Origin of the sequence: Pelosinus fermentans DSM 17108, from assembly GCF_000271485.2 — a bacterium.
Classification (GTDB): Bacteria; Bacillota; Negativicutes; order DSM-13327; family DSM-13327; genus Pelosinus; species Pelosinus fermentans.
In genome coordinates this window covers 2,539,292-2,559,202 of the sequence record NZ_AKVN02000001.1, presented here as the reverse complement: position 1 = coordinate 2,559,202, position 19,911 = coordinate 2,539,292, and the positions used below count along the sequence as shown (strand labels likewise).

Annotated in this window: 23 protein-coding genes and 1 riboswitch; of the genes, 9 read left to right on the top strand and 14 right to left on the bottom strand. The window is 34.2% G+C overall.

Annotated elements, in window-relative coordinates; genetic code table 11:
• Positions 1 to 9 precede the first annotated feature (9 nt).
• The 5 genes from FR7_RS11785 to FR7_RS11765 all read left to right on the top strand — a co-directional run bounded on the left by FR7_RS11785 (position 10) and on the right by FR7_RS11765 (position 4,604).
• The gene (locus FR7_RS11785) at positions 10 to 795 is read left to right on the top strand and encodes a TIGR00282 family metallophosphoesterase (RefSeq protein ID WP_007934278.1); all 786 of its coding nucleotides are present in this window, start codon (positions 10 to 12) and stop codon (positions 793 to 795) included.
• Positions 796 to 903: 108 nt separating this feature from the next.
• Positions 904 to 1,164 (top strand): stage V sporulation protein S, encoded by a 261-nt coding sequence (locus FR7_RS11780; RefSeq protein ID WP_007934279.1) that lies wholly within the window; start codon positions 904 to 906, stop codon positions 1,162 to 1,164.
• Between the two features lie 107 nt (positions 1,165 to 1,271).
• A complete protein-coding gene (locus tag FR7_RS11775; protein WP_007934280.1) occupies positions 1,272 to 2,771 on the top strand; it encodes a leucyl aminopeptidase in 1,500 nt (499 codons plus the stop codon).
• Complete coding sequence (locus FR7_RS11770; protein ID WP_007934281.1) at positions 2,768 to 3,607, top strand: PHP domain-containing protein; 840 nt, start codon at positions 2,768 to 2,770, stop codon at positions 3,605 to 3,607. The genes FR7_RS11775 and FR7_RS11770 overlap by 4 nt, the downstream gene beginning before the upstream one ends.
• Positions 3,608 to 3,779: 172 nt before the next feature.
• Entirely contained in the window at positions 3,780 to 4,604 is an 825-nt protein-coding gene (locus tag FR7_RS11765; RefSeq protein WP_007934283.1) for an Asp23/Gls24 family envelope stress response protein, read from the top strand.
• 9 nt (positions 4,605 to 4,613) lie between these two features.
• Here the strand turns inward: FR7_RS11765 and FR7_RS11760 are convergent, their stop codons facing one another.
• The gene (locus FR7_RS11760) at positions 4,614 to 5,027 is read right to left on the bottom strand and encodes a DUF6173 family protein (protein WP_007934284.1); all 414 of its coding nucleotides are present in this window, start codon (positions 5,025 to 5,027) and stop codon (positions 4,614 to 4,616) included.
• Positions 5,028 to 5,146: 119 nt separating this feature from the next.
• Entirely contained in the window at positions 5,147 to 6,118 is a 972-nt protein-coding gene (locus FR7_RS11755) for a site-specific integrase (protein ID WP_007934285.1), read from the bottom strand.
• Between the two features lie 188 nt (positions 6,119 to 6,306).
• On the opposite strand from FR7_RS11755, the gene FR7_RS11750 reads away from it, so the two are divergent.
• From FR7_RS11750 to FR7_RS23855, 3 genes are all read left to right on the top strand, one after another.
• Positions 6,307 to 6,549: an AbrB/MazE/SpoVT family DNA-binding domain-containing protein gene (locus FR7_RS11750; protein WP_007934286.1), complete on the top strand. Its 243-nt coding sequence runs from the start codon at positions 6,307 to 6,309 to the stop codon at positions 6,547 to 6,549.
• A 34-nt stretch (positions 6,550 to 6,583) separates the two neighbouring features.
• Positions 6,584 to 6,976, top strand: a complete 393-nt coding sequence (locus tag FR7_RS11745) for a PIN domain-containing protein (protein WP_007934288.1) — start codon at positions 6,584 to 6,586, stop codon at positions 6,974 to 6,976.
• 140 nt (positions 6,977 to 7,116) lie between these two features.
• Positions 7,117 to 7,290, top strand: a complete 174-nt coding sequence (locus tag FR7_RS23855) for a hypothetical protein (RefSeq protein WP_007934289.1) — start codon at positions 7,117 to 7,119, stop codon at positions 7,288 to 7,290.
• Between the two features lie 85 nt (positions 7,291 to 7,375).
• Here FR7_RS23855 and FR7_RS11740 read toward each other — a convergent pair whose 3' ends face one another.
• Entirely contained in the window at positions 7,376 to 7,684 is a 309-nt protein-coding gene (locus tag FR7_RS11740) for a LysM peptidoglycan-binding domain-containing protein (RefSeq protein WP_007934291.1), read from the bottom strand.
• Between the two features lie 192 nt (positions 7,685 to 7,876).
• On the opposite strand from FR7_RS11740, the gene lexA reads away from it, so the two are divergent.
• The gene (gene lexA, locus FR7_RS11735; RefSeq protein ID WP_007934292.1) at positions 7,877 to 8,497 is read left to right on the top strand and encodes a transcriptional repressor LexA; all 621 of its coding nucleotides are present in this window, start codon (positions 7,877 to 7,879) and stop codon (positions 8,495 to 8,497) included.
• Between the two features lie 79 nt (positions 8,498 to 8,576).
• Here lexA and FR7_RS11730 read toward each other — a convergent pair whose 3' ends face one another.
• From FR7_RS11730 to FR7_RS11680, 11 genes are all read right to left on the bottom strand, one after another.
• Positions 8,577 to 9,824, bottom strand: a complete 1,248-nt coding sequence (locus FR7_RS11730) for a methionine gamma-lyase family protein (protein ID WP_007934293.1) — start codon at positions 9,822 to 9,824, stop codon at positions 8,577 to 8,579.
• The gene (hflX, locus tag FR7_RS11725) at positions 9,821 to 11,620 is read right to left on the bottom strand and encodes a GTPase HflX (RefSeq protein WP_007934294.1); all 1,800 of its coding nucleotides are present in this window, start codon (positions 11,618 to 11,620) and stop codon (positions 9,821 to 9,823) included. The genes FR7_RS11730 and hflX overlap by 4 nt, the downstream gene beginning before the upstream one ends.
• A gap of 239 nt (positions 11,621 to 11,859) precedes the next feature.
• Positions 11,860 to 13,236 (bottom strand): VanW family protein, encoded by a 1,377-nt coding sequence (locus tag FR7_RS11720; protein ID WP_237714844.1) that lies wholly within the window; start codon positions 13,234 to 13,236, stop codon positions 11,860 to 11,862.
• 123 nt (positions 13,237 to 13,359) lie between these two features.
• Positions 13,360 to 14,133 (bottom strand): PRC-barrel domain-containing protein, encoded by a 774-nt coding sequence (locus FR7_RS11715; protein WP_007934296.1) that lies wholly within the window; start codon positions 14,131 to 14,133, stop codon positions 13,360 to 13,362.
• A 245-nt stretch (positions 14,134 to 14,378) separates the two neighbouring features.
• A riboswitch (cyclic di-GMP riboswitch) is annotated at positions 14,379 to 14,466 on the bottom strand.
• A gap of 88 nt (positions 14,467 to 14,554) precedes the next feature.
• Entirely contained in the window at positions 14,555 to 15,574 is a 1,020-nt protein-coding gene (locus FR7_RS11710; RefSeq protein WP_237715564.1) for a tetratricopeptide repeat protein, read from the bottom strand.
• 193 nt (positions 15,575 to 15,767) lie between these two features.
• Positions 15,768 to 15,986 carry a hypothetical protein gene (locus FR7_RS11705; RefSeq protein WP_007934300.1) on the bottom strand — a complete coding sequence of 73 codons (219 nt, stop codon included), beginning with the start codon at positions 15,984 to 15,986 and terminating at the stop codon, positions 15,768 to 15,770.
• Positions 15,986 to 16,555, bottom strand: coding sequence for a hypothetical protein (locus tag FR7_RS11700; RefSeq protein ID WP_237715565.1), 570 nt, complete (start codon positions 16,553 to 16,555; stop codon positions 15,986 to 15,988). The genes FR7_RS11705 and FR7_RS11700 overlap by 1 nt, the downstream gene beginning before the upstream one ends.
• The gene (locus FR7_RS11695) at positions 16,548 to 17,153 is read right to left on the bottom strand and encodes a GTPase domain-containing protein (RefSeq protein WP_007934303.1); all 606 of its coding nucleotides are present in this window, start codon (positions 17,151 to 17,153) and stop codon (positions 16,548 to 16,550) included. The genes FR7_RS11700 and FR7_RS11695 overlap by 8 nt, the downstream gene beginning before the upstream one ends.
• Entirely contained in the window at positions 17,150 to 17,539 is a 390-nt protein-coding gene (locus FR7_RS11690; RefSeq protein WP_007934304.1) for an ATPase AAA, read from the bottom strand. Before FR7_RS11690 ends, FR7_RS11695 begins: the two co-directional genes overlap by 4 nt.
• A gap of 307 nt (positions 17,540 to 17,846) precedes the next feature.
• A complete protein-coding gene (locus FR7_RS11685; protein ID WP_007934305.1) occupies positions 17,847 to 18,464 on the bottom strand; it encodes an NUDIX hydrolase N-terminal domain-containing protein in 618 nt (205 codons plus the stop codon).
• A 962-nt stretch (positions 18,465 to 19,426) separates the two neighbouring features.
• Positions 19,427 to 19,759: a hypothetical protein gene (locus FR7_RS11680; protein WP_007934307.1), complete on the bottom strand. Its 333-nt coding sequence runs from the start codon at positions 19,757 to 19,759 to the stop codon at positions 19,427 to 19,429.
• Positions 19,760 to 19,911: the final 152 nt, after the last annotated feature.

The following is a 19,911-nucleotide window of genomic DNA, read 5'->3' as shown; positions in this document are numbered from 1 at the left end:
GTAAGTAATTTGAATATTATGATGATCGGTGATATTTGTGGTCAACCTGGTAGACGTACAGCAGCTCATTATATTCCTCTCTTAAAAAAGAAATATAACCTAGACTTAATTATTGCTAATGGTGAGAATTCAGCTGGCGGTGTAGGAATTACAGCGAATGTATTAAAGGAATTATTAGAAATGGGTATTGATTGCATTACAACTGGTAATCATGTTTGGGATAAAAAAGAAGTTTTCAATTTTATTGATACTGAAAAACGCTTAATTCGCCCTGCAAATTATCCCCCAGGCACACCGGGTAAAGGTTATCATATTCTTTCTATGAACAATTACAAGATTGCTGTCGTTAATCTTTTAGGTAGAGTGTTTATGCCTGCCATCGACTGTCCATTTCGTACTGCTGATCAGATTCTATCCAAAATTAAAGATCAATGCGAAATTATTATTATCGATTTTCATGCTGAGGCCACTTCCGAAAAATTAGCTTTAGGATATTATTTAGATGGTCAAGTATCATGCATTGTAGGAACGCATACACATATCCAAACTGCAGATGAACGCATCTTACCAGAGGGAACCGCTTTTATTTCAGACATTGGTATGGTAGGAAGCTGGAATTCGATTTTAGGTGTTGATAAAGAACCTGTAATACAAAAATTCTTAACGGGCTTACCCACTAAATTTACTGTAGCATCTGGTAGTGAGACAATCTTCTGTGCCGTAATTATTAAAATTGACCCTTCTACTAATAAGATTAGCGAGATTATTCGAATACAAGAAAATTTTAAATTTTAAAATTATTTATTTTAGATAAAAAAGGAATTTTTTGGGTTAGCAACGAATACTGATATAATAAGGACTTTATCATTTGCTTTTCTAACTTAAAGGAGGGTACTAAAAAACATGGAAGTCTTGAAAGTATCAGCAAAATCTAACCCGAATTCTGTAGCAGGTGCATTGGCCGGAGTGCTAAGAGAACGTGGTGGCGCTGAGATGCAAGCCATCGGTGCAGGAGCACTTAACCAGGCAGTAAAAGCAGTAGCAATTGCAAGAGGATTTGTAGCACCACATGGTGTTGATCTTATTTGCATCCCTGCCTTTACAGATATTTTAATTGATGGTGAAGAACGAACCGCGATGAAACTAATAGTCCAACCAAGATAAATAATTAAAACCTGTTCTTTAGAGCAGGTTTTAGCTATTTTATTTGGGTATAATAATACTTATATGATACACTTATATTTATTATGATGCGATAAAGGAGTCTAACGATGAAAATAACTGTAACAGATAAGTCAATTGTTCAAACATCATGTAATACTTTAGTTGTTTGCTTATACAAAAATACAAAAGAAACAACTCCAATTATCAATATACTTGATCAAGCATTATCAGGTTATCTTAATTCAATAATTTTAGCTCAGCCTAATAGTAACGAATTTGGAGAAACTACTATTATCTATACTTTAGGAGTAATTGAGGCTAAGCATGTCATGCTAGTGGGAATGGGAGATAAAGAAGACTTAACAACCGATAAAATTCGCTCATCAGCAGCAATTGCTATGCGTGCAGCAAAAAAGATTCATTCTTCATCAATTGCTTTTATTCCTTCTGATTTACTTACACGTACAAATAATCTTCAAACAATTGCACAAGCTATCGTAGAGGGTGCGTTGCTAGGCTCTTATCAATTTAATTATTATAAAACAAAAAATACTGATGTACCTTTTAAAGATCTATTTCTGATTGAACATGATCAAAATAATACATCATCACTACATAAAGGCATTCATATTGCATCAATTATAGGATCAAGCGTCAACCTTGCCCGCGATTTAGTAAATCATCCATCTCAATACATGACACCAACAAAAATGGCATTACATGCGCAAGAAATCGCTCGAAAAAACAATCTTGAATTACTATTATTAGAAAAAGAAGATATGCTTGGTGAGAAAATGCACGCATTGTTATCAGTCTCCCAAGGCAGTATCCAGCTACCTAAAATGATTATCTTAAAATATATGGGAGATGCCAATAGCAAGCATCTTACAGCATTTGTAGGAAAAGGTGTTACTTTTGACAGTGGTGGAATTTCCATAAAACCAAGTTTAAATATGGGTGAAATGAAAGATGATATGGCTGGAGGAGCTGCAGTCTTAGGAGCAATGGCTGCCATTGGACAGTTAAAACCGAAAGTCAATATTTTAGGTATTATTCCTTGTGTTGAAAATATGCCCTCAGGTCAGGCATTTAAACCTGGGGACGTAATTTGTTCTATGAGTGGTAAAACCATCGAAATTATTTCTACAGATGCTGAAGGAAGATTAATTCTCGCTGATGCTATTACATATGCTAATAAACTGGGAGCTACTCAAATTATTGACATAGCAACGTTAACAGGTGCTTGCGTGGTAGCCTTAGGAAACGTGACTTCCGGACTCATAACGAATAATGCTAATTTTTGTGGGCACGTTCTACAAGCATCAGCTGCTACGGGTGAAAAGATGTGGGAGCTTCCAAATTTCAGTGAATATAAGAAAGATATACAAAGTAATATTGCTGACCTGAAGAATTCTGGTGGTCGTATGGCAGGAGCCATTACTGCTGGTTTATTTATTGAAGAATTCGTTGAGAATACTCCATGGGTACATATCGATATTGCCGGTACTGCGAATATTGAAAAAGAAGATGGTTACAATCTTAAAGGTGGAACTGGAGTTGGAACAAGAACCTTAATACAATTAGCACAGAATATGAGCCAATTATGACAGCCGATTTACATATTCATACTACAGCTTCTGATGGAAGATTTACTCCAGAAAACATTTTAATACACGCTGTTGATGCAAAGCTATCTTATATTGCCATTACGGATCATGATACCGTAAACGGCTTATTAGAGCTATATGAAGGAGGCAACGATAAGATTGACATGATCTGTCTAATTCCCGGTATTGAATTTAGTACAGATTTACCCAAAAATGAAGTTCATATTTTAGGATATCATATTGATATCTATAATGCAGAGCTGCGCAAGCAATTAGATATTTTAGTTACTCATCGTCACGAACGCACCAAACAAATCATTAAGAAACTCAAACAATTAGGCTATACAATTGATTACTCACGTGTAATAGAACTAGCACAACACGCTACTTCTATCGGCAGACCACATGTTGCTAGAGCGTTAGTAGAAAAGGGGTATTTTTCTACAGTATCCGAAGTCTTTACTACCTTACTAAATAAAAAAGGATCTGCTTATGTACCTCACTATAAGCTAACACCATTACAAGTTATTACTTTAATAAAAAAGGCTGGTGGCATTCCAGTCTTAGCTCACCCTGGCTTGGTTGGCGATGATACGATCATTCTAGATTTAATCCATCATGGGCTTGTAGGTTTAGAGGTTTATCATCCTATCCATGATCAAATACAAACTCAGAAATATTTAGATCTGGCAAAACAATATCAATTATTAGTAACAGGTGGCTCAGATTTTCACGCTGTTCCTAATCGATTCCCCTCCCAATTAGGCTTATTTACGATCCCTGCAAATTTAGCTAAGGAACTAAATGAATATAAACTAAACAATCATTCATACTAAATCTAATTATAAAAAAATATTCCTAGCCACTAAATCGGGTGACTAGGAATATCCCATATTTTTTTCAAAATAACATTGCAAAATATTTTTTCTTGACAACATCTCGAAAGATGTTTATTTTTATTTATGAACCCTGTATCAATATATAATATAAAAAGTAGGAGGCTGCCCGATGGATATCATCGCATTAGTGGGGCCAAGCGGAACTGGAAAAAGTCATCGAGCATTAATTGTAGCACATGAACATCATATTGATACAATTATTGATGATGGTTTACTGATTAAGGACAGTAAAATTATCGCCGGTCATTCTGCCAAAAAAGAAGCTAGTAAAATAATGGCCGTAAAACGAGCAATTTTTATGGAAGCCGATCATGCACAAGAAGTTAGGGAAGCTATCCAAAAGGTGAAACCAACCCGTATTTTAGTATTAGGCACCTCAGTAAATATGGTAGAAAAAATTGTTCATGTATTAGAATTACCAGAAATACAACAAATTATTATGATTGAAGATATTGCTACAGCCGCGGAAATTGCTAAAGCCAGAGAAAGCAGATTAAAAGAAGGCAAGCATATAATCCCTGTACCAACAATTGAGCTAAAACCACATTTTTCTGGCTATTTGATTGATCCATTAGAAATTTTTTTTAAAAAACCTAAAAAGCGAAGGCATAAAATTGGTGAAAAATCAATTGTACGTCCAACCTTTAGTTATTATGGAAAGCTGCTCATCTCAGATGCTGCAATAGCGACAATTGTCGGATATGTGGCTACAATAGATCCGGAAATTCCCACCACAGGTCAAATCAATATCAAAAACTCTCACGACAAAGAAACGGGAATTTCGATTCAACTAGATATTACTGTCCGATACGGTAATTCTCTTAAGACCATTGCACACGAAGCTCAGAAACGCATTAAGAGTATGGTGGAGCATATGACTGGATTATTAGTGAAAGAAGTAAATGTTTCTGTCAAACGGCTTAGTTTAGAATAAAAGTCATTTTCATCTTTCACCTTTTATTCTGGGAAAAAAGTAAGCTGGATAACCTTCTTTATTGCGGAATAACTCTGGACAAAAACCAATAGGACGCTTTGGCTCTTCTGGATTTTTACGTTGTACGGCGGTAAGCAGGAAACTAATTTGATTGACATGTTGAACTAATTGAATAGCAGATCCATCCGGCATTTCACCATAAAAACAAATCAGTTTTGGATTAAAATAGCCAATATTATGTACTGTAAATTGCACAGTTTGACCAAAGTTTACTAGCTTAATACCAACTTCGTGTTCCTGGTTAAGCCCTTTATCAAACTCATCCATATAGTAACTTAGTTGTTTAAAAAAATCACTGGCGAGTTCCAAGCTTTCTCCCTCTTTTATTACATCTTCACCAACAGTTCTTTCTGAAGGATTCATTTTATTATACACCCCCTTAATCATTATATGGGTCACATAACTCCAACATGCTATCAAATATAAAAAATAAGAGTATTTTATTCAAATACTCTTATTTTTTATATTTGATAGCTATATTTCTATAACCCCAATTTTGCTGAAGCATTATTTTTAAAAAGATTCTGCTTTCTAATATATTCTCTTACCATCTCCACACTCCGATGACCTGTTTGCCTCATGATATCATCTAAAGATGCCCCATTGGCAGATGCTTCTGTAGCAAAACCAGCACGAAGACTATGTCCGGAATATTCTGCTGCTGGAAGTCCAATTTTCTGCACATACTCCTTTACAATCCTAGCTACCGAATGGGATGATGCTAACCTTTTTTTTGAAACTTGACCATACTTATTAATTTGACGAAAGAGTGCTCCCTCTCTGATTTGTGCAGCCTCAATCCAGTCTTGTAAAATGCGCACAGGGCAAGTATCTGGATTAGAACCATAAGCAATTCCCTTTTCCATCCCTGCACCTTCCTGATCTGTTTTCGATTTACGAAGAATAACTCGAATTCCTTCTCTCGTAAAACGAACATCTTCAATATTTAAGGAGACTAACTCAGATCGACGAAAGGCGCCAGAAAATCCAATTAATAGTAACGCACAATCACGAAGATCTCTTATGTCATCTTTTTTCTCACAAAAATGCTGTATATCTTCAGCCAATATAGGATTTTTCTTATTACGCATAATACCTAACTCACGTTTTATTCCCTTCATGGTATCAGTTACAATTTTAGCCGTCGTTGGGGAACCATAACCCGCAGTGGCATGCGCTTGGCTAATCGTACTCTTCTTACGCGCTATTGTACTAGGTCTCTTATTTTCTGCAAACAAGTAGGATAAATATGCCACAATTGTTTCCGGTTCCGCCGGCAATGATACTACCTTATTCATCTTACACCATTCAGAGAAATCCTTCCAATCCGAAAAGTATGCTTTTCTAGTATTTTCCGCCTTGGAGTTTATAATTAATTTTTTCCCTTGTTTTATGTATGAATTGTACATTTCAGAAGAAATCTCTTTATTTTCTTCAATTATAATATTATTCATATTTTTTCTCCTTTTTACCACTTTTCAATATACGATAATCTTAAATTATCGTATATTGAGTTTTTATTTAATTTTATCTCACTAAGAAAGAATCGTCAATGATTTTTCAGTAACTCCTTGAGATTTCTTATTATTTATAGTAAAATTAGGAAATCCTAATTTTACTATAAATACGAAAGAGGTGATGTATGTTGAATTATTCTTGCAAAGTTAATTCCAAGGGACAAATAACAATTCCGTCGCAAATTAGAAAAATATTAGCAATTCAAGAAGATGACGTACTACTTGCAAAAAAAGCGGAGGAAGGAACCATTGTGTTAAAGGGCGGAAAAAATGTCAATATTGATAAAGATACGGATGGACTATTAAGAGCTCTCGAAGAAACATTCGCTGCCATGAATAGAGGGAGGAGAGCCCAGAAACTTGAATGAATTTTAAAGACTTAAGATATGGAGGTTATTTAATATGAATCAAATTCTCATGGATGCATCCATTTTAAAATCTCATCTAAACGGTTGTAAAGCCACTATTGATTTTTTACGTACAGTAGCGCAGAGCAATGCTCCTTTGCCCGCGATATCCGCAATTACAGAGATGGAGCTTCATACGATTCCTCAACTCACCCCTGCAGTAATTGCCAAGCTTCTCACTACCACGAAAATTTTCCCTTTATCTTCTTCCATTGCTCAAAAAGCAGGGAACCTAAAAATACAATATCCTGAAACGACTACCGAGCATGCAATAGTCGCTGCTACTGCTTTAGAAAATGGTTTTCCTCTTGTCACCTTTGATGTCAAAGCATATAGGATGATTCCAGGATTAATTATTTTTAATATACCAGAGGAAGCAAGCATATAGAAATAGATATTCCTCTTGATTTTAGAATATAAAACTCTTAAGAATCTTTAATAAGTGTTGCATAATACCCGAGGAAGAATAATAAAATACATCATCAACAAATAATCTTATAATTCTGAATTTCAGGAGGGTATTTATTTATGCATAAACAATTATGGTGTGAGCATGTAGAAAAAGTTGCAAAGTATATTACTGTAGAATATCGTTTTGGAAATGAAACGAAGAAGCTACGAATACAATCGTGGCTTTGTCCGGAATGTGGGGTGCACGGAGCTAATTCAGAAGTAATTCTTCCCATTGCGATAAGTAGATAACGATTCTTTCTGTTAAATAAAATAAACTGATAACTTAACATAAGTTGATGCTGCAAAAGAGAAACAAACTAAGAATAATCAGTACTTAGTTTGTTTCTCTCGCTAATCTAATATTATCTGATGCAACGGGTATTTTTAAAAGCTGCCCAGGATATATTTGTGTGTTATTATCTAATCGGTTCAGTTGCTTAATTGCTGCAATCAAATGACGAATATCATCTTTATCTGTAACATATCTTGCAGAAATAGTCCACAACGAATCTCCTTTATTAACATCAACAATTTGATATGTGGCACATGCCAAATATTTATTAGAAAACTCAAAATTAGTATCATATAAAAATATAGACATAATTACCAATATTACAATCCAAATAGTATCTAATTTATACATTGTACAAACCTCCGAACATATGTTTGTTTTGTCTGTTTTCATTTTAGCACAGTACATATGTTCGGTCAAGAGTAAAAAATATAAAAACGAACAAACGTTTGCGATTTTTATTAATTATTGTTATAATGATAATAATATTGAAATTATAAACATTATAACATTAATGTTTATTTTGATTTAGGAGATGAAGCTGTGGATAAAGAAGATCTATTAACATCTAGGCAAAGCCAGATTTTAACCTATATTAAAAACACATTACGCGCAAAGGGGTATCCCCCCTCAGTAAGAGAGATCGGCAAAGCCGTTGGCTTAAGTTCTAGTTCTACTGTTCATAGTCATTTGGCTAAAATCGAGGAAATGGGCTTTATACGCCGTGATCCTACAAAACCTCGAACAATTGAGGTATTAGGAGAAACACCATGGAAGCAGGAAACATTTGTTTCAGTACCATTAGTTGGTCGCGTTACCGCAGGGCAACCTATTCTAGCTATTGAAAATATTGAAGAGACATATGCACTTCCCAAAAATTTAATTGGTAATAACGAGAACATCTTTATGCTTACCGTCCAAGGAAATAGTATGATCAATGCAGGTATTTTAGATGGCGACTATGTTTTAGTTAATAAACAAAAAACCGCTAATAATAATGACATTGTAGTTGCTTTGCTTGATAATGAAGAAGCTACTGTAAAACGCTTTTTTAAAGAGAAAGAATTCATACGGTTGCAGCCTGAAAATGACAGTATGTCTCCTATTTTTTCTCGCAATGTATCAATTTTAGGTAAAGTAGTTGGTATTTTCCGAAGTATGTAATAATGTAGGTCAGGATATAGAATATAAGCAAAAGGCAACTACCTATTTAAGTAGGTAGTTGCCTTTTGCTTATTTATATTCACTTTTTTATTTTTAATATTTCAGCAGCAGCTCCCATAGTCCCAACGATAGCATGTTCTAAAGTTAATCCACCCTGTAAGTAGACGATGTACGGTGGACGCAAAGGACCATCAGCACTTAACTCAATCGATGCACCTTGCACAAAGGTACCTGCAGCCATAATAATCGCATCCTGGTACCCTGGCATCGCACTAGGCTCTGGTCGTACATGGGCATCTATCGGAGAATATTTTTGGATTCCCTGACAAAATGCTATTAATTTTTCTGGAGAGTCAAGTTGAATCGCTTGAATAATATCACTACGTTCTTCATTAGGAAGAGGTAATGTCTTATAACCTAACAATGAAAAAAATACGGAAGCAAATATAGCTCCCTTAACAGCTTGGGCTGTAGTGTGTGACGCCATAAACATTCCTTGGAATAAAAGACGATTATCAACAAGTGACGCACCTAACTCACTTCCAATACCTGGCGCAGTCATTCGATAAGCTGTTTGTTCAACCAATTCTTTTTTTCCGACTATATATCCGCCTGTTGGAGCAATACCACCCCCAGGATTCTTAATTAATGAACCCGCCATAATATCAGCACCCACAGCAGTTGGTTCTAAGATATCAACAAACTCACCATAGCAATTGTCAACAAAACATATACATTCAGGATTAATTTTCTTTATGTAAGTGCATAATTCTTTGATGTCATCGATAGTTAAAGGCGCTCGCATACTATATCCTCGCGACCTTTGAATCAAAACCATTTTAGTATTAGGTTTCATAGCTTTAGCAATATTCTTTATATCCACTCCACTATCAATCATAGGAAGCTCTGAATAACCGATACCAAATTCTTTTAAAGAACCAGACGAGGAACAAGTATGCCCAATAACGGTCTGCATGGTATCATAAGGCGCTCCTGTAAGGGATAACAGCTCATGTCCAGGACGCAGTAAACCAAAAAGTACAGTAGCCAATGCATGGGTCCCAGATACAAATTGAGTACGCACTAAGGCTTTTTCTGCTCCACAAATGTCAGCCCAAACCTCTTCTAGCTTCTCTCGCCCAGCATCGTTATAGGCATAACCCGAGGTAGTACGAAAGTGATAATCAGATACTCTGTGGTTACGAAATATTTCTAGAACTCTAGTAGTATTTTTTTCGGATATTTCATCCACTCGAGCAAATAAAGAGGATGCCTGCTGTAATGCTTGTTTACGTATTTCTAATATTTCTTTACTAAATATAGTCATTCTTGTTCTACTCCTATAGCATATCGATTAAAATAATTAGTTTGGTCTGGAGACAGTGAAATACTTACATAGATGCCATCTTCACGATACTCCGTAGAATGAACATTTGATATATCATATAGCTTGGCTATTACATTACTTTCGTCATAAGGTATCAACAAATGCATTTCAATGGTTTTCTGCTTTATAGCATTTTCAATTAATAATAATAGTCCTTCAATACCATGACCATGCAAAGCAGAAATCATAACACTATTTTCTGTTTTTAAAAGAGCACTTACACTATTCGAATCCTCTACTTTATCTGCCTTATTAAAAATTGTAATTAATTGTTTTATATCTACATTCAATTCGTGTAAAACCTGAAAAACAGCATGGCTTTGTTCTTGGTATTGAGGATGGCTAACATCAACAACATGCAGAAGAATATCAGCTTGTACAACTTCCTCTAAGGTTGCACGAAATGCAGCAATTAATTGATGCGGCAGCTTTTGTATAAAGCCAACTGTATCAGTAATTAAGGCTTGCTGGCCATTGGTTAACGTAATGTTCCTAGTTGTTGGATCAAGGGTTGCAAACAATTTATCCTCGGCCAGCACTTCCGATGCTGTAAGCAGGTTGAGCAAGGTTGATTTTCCTGCATTTGTATAGCCAACTAAAGCGATCGTAGGGATGCGAGTAGTTTCTCTACGTTTACGATGCAAATTACGTTGTTTTTTTATATATTCAATTTGTTTTGTGATGTCACTTACGCGTTCTCTGATTCGACGTCTATCGACTTCAAGCTTGGTTTCGCCAGGACCTCTAGTACCAATACCACCGCCTAACCGAGATAATACTAATCCTTGTCCACCTAATCTTGGTAAATTATAGCGAAGCTGAGCTAATTCAACCTGCAACTTCCCTTCATGAGATCGAGCACGCTGTGCAAAAATATCTAGAATTAGCGCCGTACGATCTAAAACTTTAATACCCAAGGCTTTTTCAAGATTGCGTTGCTGTGCAGGTGATAACTCATCATCAAAAATAATGAGATTTACATTCTTTTCCTGACGCAGCAAACTAATCTCCTGCACTTTTCCACGTCCAATAAATAAAGCTGAATCTGGTCGATCCCTCTTTTGCCACGTCATACCTAATACTTCCGCACCAGCTGTCTCTGCTAATTGAGCCAATTCCTTTAATGAGTCAGTAATTCGCCACTTTCCTTGCCTCTCCACCCCAACCAATAGAGCTCTTTCAGGTTCTGCAATAGCACTCGTTTTAGTATTTAAATCGAGTTGGCGCTCAATTTGTGCAGTTAAATATGTAATATCCAACTCTATAAATTCATCAATGGACAAAGGACCAATCATTTGAGTATTAAATTGATCATTTTCAATATTGGTAATAATACCAAAGCTTGCTTGTATCATCTCATCCTTGCGTCCCAGTGCAGCCATTAGATCAAAACGCATTTCCTTTAATGAAGCTATATCCACCCCACTAAGTTCTGTCTCGCCACTAGGGTGAGTATGAATACAACGAATACCACTTAATCGATTGACAGAACGCCGACCATCAACTTCCGGCAATATTACGGTATAGACATCGCCAACTGCTACACAAGTAACTTGTCCTTTTCTGGTAATATATACAACAAGTTCGCGATTTAGGTCATCTGTCAAATCGATCAATTTTTGTGCTAATTCATTTGTTATGACTTGCCCAAAAGGAATAGTAAATTCATATAATTCTTCCAGCCTATTAATAATACTTTTTCGTATACCATTGACATCTCCATATATAGTTGTCAATTATTTCACGCTCCTTCGATCCTATTCCATTTTGCTAGCTCGATTAAGATAACAAATCGTCTAGTAATATACTTTTTTCAGGGCCACTACTGATTATACTACATATTACCACAGACAAATAGGAAAAGGTATCTTTCCTAGCTTTCTTATTATTAATAGCTCCTTTTGTTGTTATGCACAAAATATAATAAAAAGTAATGCCTTCCGCTTGCTAAACAGAAAGTATTACTTTTTATTCATTACTTGGTTAACTGATTCGATAACATTTTAGTACCAATACGCACTATTCTATCCTCCGCCTTAAATTCATCATAAGCCAAATGTTCTCGTTTAACTTCTTGTCCATTAGCAAATGCAATCCTATAAGTCGTAATCTGAAAGCCTTTCTCTCCTGCGTACTCTACTACTTGGCTTCCTAATTCAAGAGTGGGATCTTGCTTAATAATCGTATTAGGTTCTAATACTTTTTTATTCGTACCGATAATCCGTATATCTGAAAGAGTAGGATTATTTTTTCCGAAAATTTGAACGATAATCTCCCTGTCTAGAATCTCTGTCGTAATATAAATATTAGAATCTGTTGTATTTTTAAATTTAAAATCCAAAAGGTTATCAGCAACAGCAGCATCTTGCCCTAAAGGGACATAGGCTGGCGGGCGAAAATGTGATGTTCGTTCTTCAATACTCATATTCGCCAATAACACTGCGTTATATAAAGTACTACTTACTTGGCATACACCTCCACCCCAATCCAAAACTAGTTTACCATCAATGAGAACGGGAGCTTCCTTGTAACCATTCTCCGATAGACGTTCCCCTACATTATTATTAAAAGAAAAAACGTCATTGGGACGAACTAAAATGTGATTCACATTCTTGGCAGCAAGGCTAATATTTTTAGAACGGTTTTCATTATCAGGATCAAACTCTGTGGTATATATAGAAAGTAAACTATCAACTTCAGCTAAATCCTTCGATAAAATTTTAGGAGTTATTTCATTAACCGTTAATTCAAGAGTAAAAGGAATACGAGTATGTATAATAGCATTTAAATCAAGCCAGTTTTTTTCTAAATCAACTTTATGACCATTTTTTTCAGGCTGAATATTAACATTCGAATTTTGATATATCAGTAAAGCATCTTCGGGGTTACTATTGATAGAATCTGCAATTGTATTAAGAATTGCTTCTAACTTAACATGATTATAATGTAAAGACAACGGAATCGTATATCCATAATTTACAGCTATAATTTTTTCTTGTAAACGTTTAGCTATATTGCCAAGACGACCGATATTATAAGCTTGCTGCGCAAGATCATCTGCATTGATTTCTAGATCAATGTCATTTGCATAAATCGGCCATTTTTGCGTCTTATACGTTAAATAACTTGGTGAATTAGCTGTTTGATTTTTGATATTTATAATAATTTCACTTTTTGCTTCATCAATTGATAATCCCCCCACAGGAATATCGCCGATGAAAACACCTTCATAGATACTATCACTGACATCAAACGCAGTAGTGGTGGCAATGAATCCAGTTAAGCTAAATAATATAATAATGCTAAGAAAAAGCATTATATTTTTAGCACGTTGATTTATTGTAATTTTCATAGTTAGTAACTCCATTCCAATTATTCGATTAGCTAGCAAGAGAGCAAATCCCCGCCAATAGCGGGGATTTGTTCGTAACATGATAATAAAACCACCATAATTGGAGAGATATTGATTTTTATTTTATTGGATATTCATTGTTAATTCTACAAAACTACCTGTTAATTTTGCTTTTTGCAAAACTTCCTCAGTAATTTCACCACCTTCTTCTATAATTAACAAGCCATTATCAGTTTCAATACGGCGACTAGCTTTTTTACCAAGTAAGTATTTACGATTTTTTTCGTCAAACTTTCTAGCAGAATCATCACTAGCAGCTACCTTTGCATCATCTGGTTCTTTAACTTGAATAACAGGTGGTTTTACTTCAGAAACTGCAGAAGTGCTTACTGTGGATATTGCAATATTAGTAGCTGCTGAACTTTCTGCTACCGTTTCATGATCATCTGAAACAAAAAGTACATCTTTACCAAAAGTTAAAATTTGCTTTGCCTCAATGCTCGTAATTCCACCATTAAGATCTTCTATTTCACAAGATACAATTTTTCCTGAATTATCAACAAAAAACTCCGTAACTTTACCTTGGATTCGACCATTTTTAGTCAGCACTTTAGTACCAATAATTTTTAGATCAGCCACAATTAACTTCTCAACTTCCGGTGCATCTGTTAACGTTAATATTGCATCACTATTCTCTATTGTTATTGCATATTCTCCTAATCCAGTAGCAGCTGCCAAAGGCAAAAATTTGGCTCCCCAATACCATTTGGAATCATCAATTAGTATCGTTACAGATCCATCTACCGGATTAATAAGAAGACTTTTAACTGTTCCAAGCTCTGTACCTTCAACGATGCTAATAACTGGCAATCCAATAATTTCAACACTTTTTTTCATGAATAGCGCTCCTTATTTATCATTTAATATCCTCTTATCATTCATCGAAGCAGTTAGTCAAATTCTTAACCTTATTTATAGCACTTTTCCCACTTCGCCAAGAGCATTTTACCTCTGCATTAGTAATTAATCTAAAATTCCTGCTTTATTAACTATAAGTTACTAATCTAGTCATTAATTTAGAAAACTATATAAAAAATAGCACCTACCTATAATGCACTGTGCTAATTACAATTCTTCATTGAATCGGCAACTTGGCAATCATAGGATATAAAGTCCCTTAGACCCATAGCTTTGCGTCCCCACCTTTGGATGAGTTTGCTAAATATTTATTTGTTTAATTCTATGTAAGTATGAAATATAACATTAACGGAAATTCATCATTTATTTTTATCCATCCTAATTGTGCTATTTAGAAATTTCACGTAGAATTTCGCCACTCGCGAAATTCAGAATCAATTTCTTTTAATACAGTCCCCGGAATATTTTTAAAAGAGATATCCCCTAAGCGATTCTGGATTAAAATATTCTTTATTATACGTAAATAGGCAATTGTTTTAATGAATTCCAAATCAAACATAGTATTTTTTTGTACTCCTGGAAGCTTTCTGCCCTCACAAAAAACGTGAATTGCTTCATTATATTGACCACTATTTTTTAATATAGTGCCAATTTCCATTACTAAAAATGGTGCTGCTTCACTATCAGGATATAACATCAAAGCTTGGCGAAAAACCTTAAGGGCTTGGATAAAATTGCGCTGTTCTTTATATATAAACGCAGAATCAATTAAACCATCTAAATCCTTTGAAGAAGAGTCAAACACATTAATGGGTACCTGTAATTCATCTTCAACTTGTACCATCTCACTATTCTCCTCATTCCGATTTTCATCTTTCAGCTCATAGACCTCTTCTTCACTCTTGTCAATTTGTTTCTCTGTGGAAATAGGATCTAGCTGATCTACTGTAACTGCTAGATCAACAGATAACACTTCAGTTTCCAATGCCATTACATTATTAGCATCATCTTCCTTTAGCATCACAGACTTTTCTTTTGACTCAGATTCAATATCAGTCTTATTTGTCACACTTCTTACCGAAGAGCTAGCTATAATAGGTATTGGTACAGCTGCAGCTATTATGATTTCTGGCTTTTTCCATAACAATCCATATTCTGAAGGTTCAGTATCCTTTGTTATATCTTTTGTTTCAGACTCTCCTTTATTTTCTTCAGAATACAATTTAATTTTTTCATTATACTGTGCAATGCTAACTGCAAAGACAATTGTAGTGATCGTTAATATGCCCACAGTTCCTACTACACCAACAAATCCAATAATAATACGTGGCAGAATAATATTGACTAAAAGCGCACAACACACACATAAAATAAGAGGTTTTACATTTAGTCGAATATTTAATAGCTTATTCGTTAACACGTATATAAGATATGCCGAAATGACTATGGATAATGACGTAATTATGATATATTGCATCAAACCCCACCATAATAAATTATTTAAATATTAAACATTCTAATTGTGAATATTTTGTAGAATAATGTGATATGTCCTTATATTATATACTCACCTAATAAATTCCTCTTTTTACTATCAATAATTACTAAGAAATTCAAATACGTCGACCTTTTTGTCCATTTATTTTGTGAATAATACGTTTCTTTTTAGGTTCATGACATAAGATACAATAGCCTTTTTCTAATGATTGTTGTCTTAATAATAAAGGAACGTTTACTAAACTTTGGTGATTGACAGATATCATTCCATCGCGTTTACCCCATATGTATCCACTTAATAGCGCAATTACCATAATTATTCCTGTCCATAGCATTATAATCTCCCTTTCTGATAATACAATATTATACTATAGGATACTACGGCGCCCAAGAACACCGCAGGAAATATTTCCTCGTTAATTAGCCAAGAAATTAATAAAGTTAATAGAAATAATAAAAAACACTCCACTCTACCAAGGTGGTGAGCCCAATTACGGTGCCCGATTAACTCATCTCTAAAATCATCTATATAATCGTCTATTAATTGTATGGATATAACAAAAAAAATTGAGAAGAATATCATCTTCCATCCTAACAGGAAAATACCCACTATAAATATTAAAACTGACTCTTGAAATCCATTGAGCCGGCTTGGAAAATGATTTTTCAGATCATGAAACATACCAATTATGTAACTAGCAAGAAATAAGGACATGCTTATCGAAGTATTTAGACTTGCTGCCAAAGCCATTGATAGCATGCCATATAGCATACCGCCTTTTCCTAGCGCGGTTGCGAAATTCTTTTCAGATTTATCCATATCTTGATCTAAATAATCATCAGCTAATTTAATTGCAATGGCAGAAAGTATCACAGAAAACATTATACTGATAAATTCACACATTGCGTGCAACACAGGTCTTCACCTCTTTTAAACCTTCGCTCAACAATGCGGATATCGGAATAATCGTAGCTTTTGGAAATATCGAAGATAGTTGAGTAAGGTTCTCTTTAGCAAAAGGTATATCTACCTTGTTTGCCAAGATTGCATATGAATTGCGAAATAAACCATAGTTATATATCTCGCGATCGATAGTGCTAGGATTATTTATATATTCTTTAGTAATATAGGATAAATCAATAACATGAAAAATAAAATCTGCACAGCGCATTAAACCAATTGTCTGGGCCATGCCACGACGAATTTTTTCTTCTTGATGTATTTTTTCTCCAATCCCACAAGTATCTGTAAGTTTGAAATTTACTGTTGTTTTTCCAAGAGTAATTTTAAGAATTAATGATTGTAAGGATTTTGTCTTATGCATTGTACTACTACAAAGCTCTTTCTTCGCATCTTCAATAGAAAAATGTCGGCATGTGATTAAATCATCGTATGTACGGAAGGTCACATCTACTGTTTTTATTCCAATATAAGAGGCAAAATTAAGAGTAAACATCGTTTTACCCGAATTTGGCCTGCCAACTACAGTAAGCTCCCTCACTCCTTTACCTCCTTTAAATCAACAGGTTCAATTAGTATTAGTTCTTGCCTGGTAATACTCGTTTTTGACATTAATCTAACAGCTTGATGACGAATTGCTCTTTCAATCATATTACGAACAGTCCGAGCATTACCAAAATTGTCGTTATTACTACTGTGTTGTAGTAATAATTTTAATAATAATGTTTTAGTATCTGCCGGTAAGGTATACTGCCGCTTAGCACATAGTTGCTCTGCTATATGTAAAAGCTCTTGTTGGTTATAGTCTGGAAAATCGATATGTATTGGAAATCGAGACCGTAAACCAGGATTGGTCTGTAAGAAAAATTCCATTTCTTTTTGATAACCAGCTAAAATTAAGATTAGTTCCTCTTTATGATCTTCCATTGATTTTACAAAGACATCTATATAAAGACCTGTAAAATAATTACTTGCATTAATACGTAAATATATGTATAAGCAAATAACTCCCTAAGCACATAGTCTAGGGAGTTGTTCTCATTTTCGTTCTATGAACCATTTGTCATATCATCAAATAAATGAACTTGCCTGCCCATGATGATACACAAGCTAAAAATAAAAATGATGACTTCATCCCAAATGCCAAGTTAGTAATAAAAAGAGCTGATGTTACTCAGCTCTTTTTTGCTTTTAGATATTGCCAGCTACATGGCGTTGTTATTATTAAATTTGTCTAATCAAATATTGTAAAAAATTTATCATTTGATTTAGAGTTAAAGCACATCTCGATTTGTTTTTTTGTGTTTCTCTCTACAGATAATGGAGGTAAGTCTGCTAAAGAAAAGAAACCACTTTCTTCAGTTTCTATATTTTTTTCAAAAGCACCATCTATCAACTCACAAAGTACGAATATCTTATATATTCCATAAGCAGATACAGGTTCATTATGTTTATTTCTGTCTAATACCGCTATTAATCTCTTGGGAACCACATTTAATCCTGCTTCTTCTCTTGCTTCCTTTATTATATTTTCTTTAATTGATAAATTAAATTCTGCCCAACCACCAGGCATCGACCAACAGCCATCAACACTTTCTTTAACTAACAATATCTTATTTTCTTTAAAAATAGCCCCTCTTATGTCGATTTTAGGTGTTTGATATCCTATTTCATTGCAGAATAAGTCCTCTATTTTTTCATTGCTGATCCCAGTATATTCACTCAATATCTCTACTGATAAATTTCTAATCTGTTGAAATCTTTCGATATCATACTTATCCTTTGAATATGTCAATCCTGCTTGTGCAAGTGATTGCAATTGCTTAGCCCAATTAAGCCACTTTGGTTTCATATTTATTCCTCCATTTATATTGTCTTCTCAAGAAACATAATTCTTGAAATAAACTACAAATCCTTTCATAGATCTATCTTTACAATAATGCACCTCTTATGTTTTTTTTGAATAAAATAGATTAATCAGAGAAAATCAATTAAAGATTGGAGGAATATTTATGAATTTCTATAATGGTTGGGGTATTTGGTTTATTTTTATAATTATCATCTTCATTTTACTTTTTTGGTCCTGTAGCAATTGGTAAGTTTTCAAAGAAAATAGCACCCCATCAGAGATGCTCATTTCAGACTAAATTAACTTAATTATCACTTGTATAAACAAGAATGTACAGGTTCCTTGAATTCATATTTTATATTTACTAAAGGTATTCTAAAGGTATACCAAAGGTAATTTCTAATTATAAATTAGCAACAGCACCGATCTATATTTTATTCGACGAGCATTTTATCTTCACATGATACTCACCTCTTTTGTTTAGCTATCATACAATATATTAATCGACGATAAAGGAGGAGTACTTATGGGTCTAGGTTTTGGAGGCGGTCGCAATGGCTTCGGCGGTTCCGGCTGTATAATTATTATAATTATTATTTTATTATTTTTCTGTTGCGATAACGATTTTTCTTCTAGTTGTTAATTTTTCTAAACAAATCCACCAAAGCATTACCTCTTGCAACCACGTTCCACCAAGACGTGGTTTATTTTTTTGCCTAAGAAAACCGCCCTAAAAGGCCATTTAAGTTTACATCAAAAATGTCTAGATAATCACCATCGTCCGGACAAGTTTGTCCCGTTATACCGCCAGTGCCTGAATTTACTATATCCTTCTATGTCTTAAAATTAAATTTCAATGGTAGCGTATACCTTCTGTCTTTTCATTTTTATAAGTTGGGTTATAGACACCTTTTTTAGCCGTATTAATGACTGATCCATTTAATTGCTTATGATTATAAAGCTGTCTATTTGAGCGATAGCAAGCCACTACTCATAGTTAATTTATATAACTGCTCACTATTTGAATATGATTTAAGGATGATGAATGATTCAGGAGATACTTTAAAATTACTACTTAGAATCGTATTTATTTTTTCAGCTAAATCAAGTTGTCCTTTTTGAATTAATTCTTGCTGAATATCTTTTAATAATTGTTGATCTTGTGTTTGTAAATCATTAATTGCTTCTTCTAGACGATTTACATAGTTTGAATTAATTGCTGCTAGTAATTGTTTTTTTGTTCTCAAACCATCCAAGTAAGCAAATACTGCTAATAAAGTACTAACAATAAATTCCATATTATCCCTCCACACATAATACTTTAATAAATTTTATGAGCGAGTAATAATTATATGACTTGTTTTATGTTAAAACAGCCCTGGGGCTCCTTTTTATTCCAATGTCGTTAGCTTAGTTTATATCTATCCTTTTCTTTTAAACTCTGTTGTGC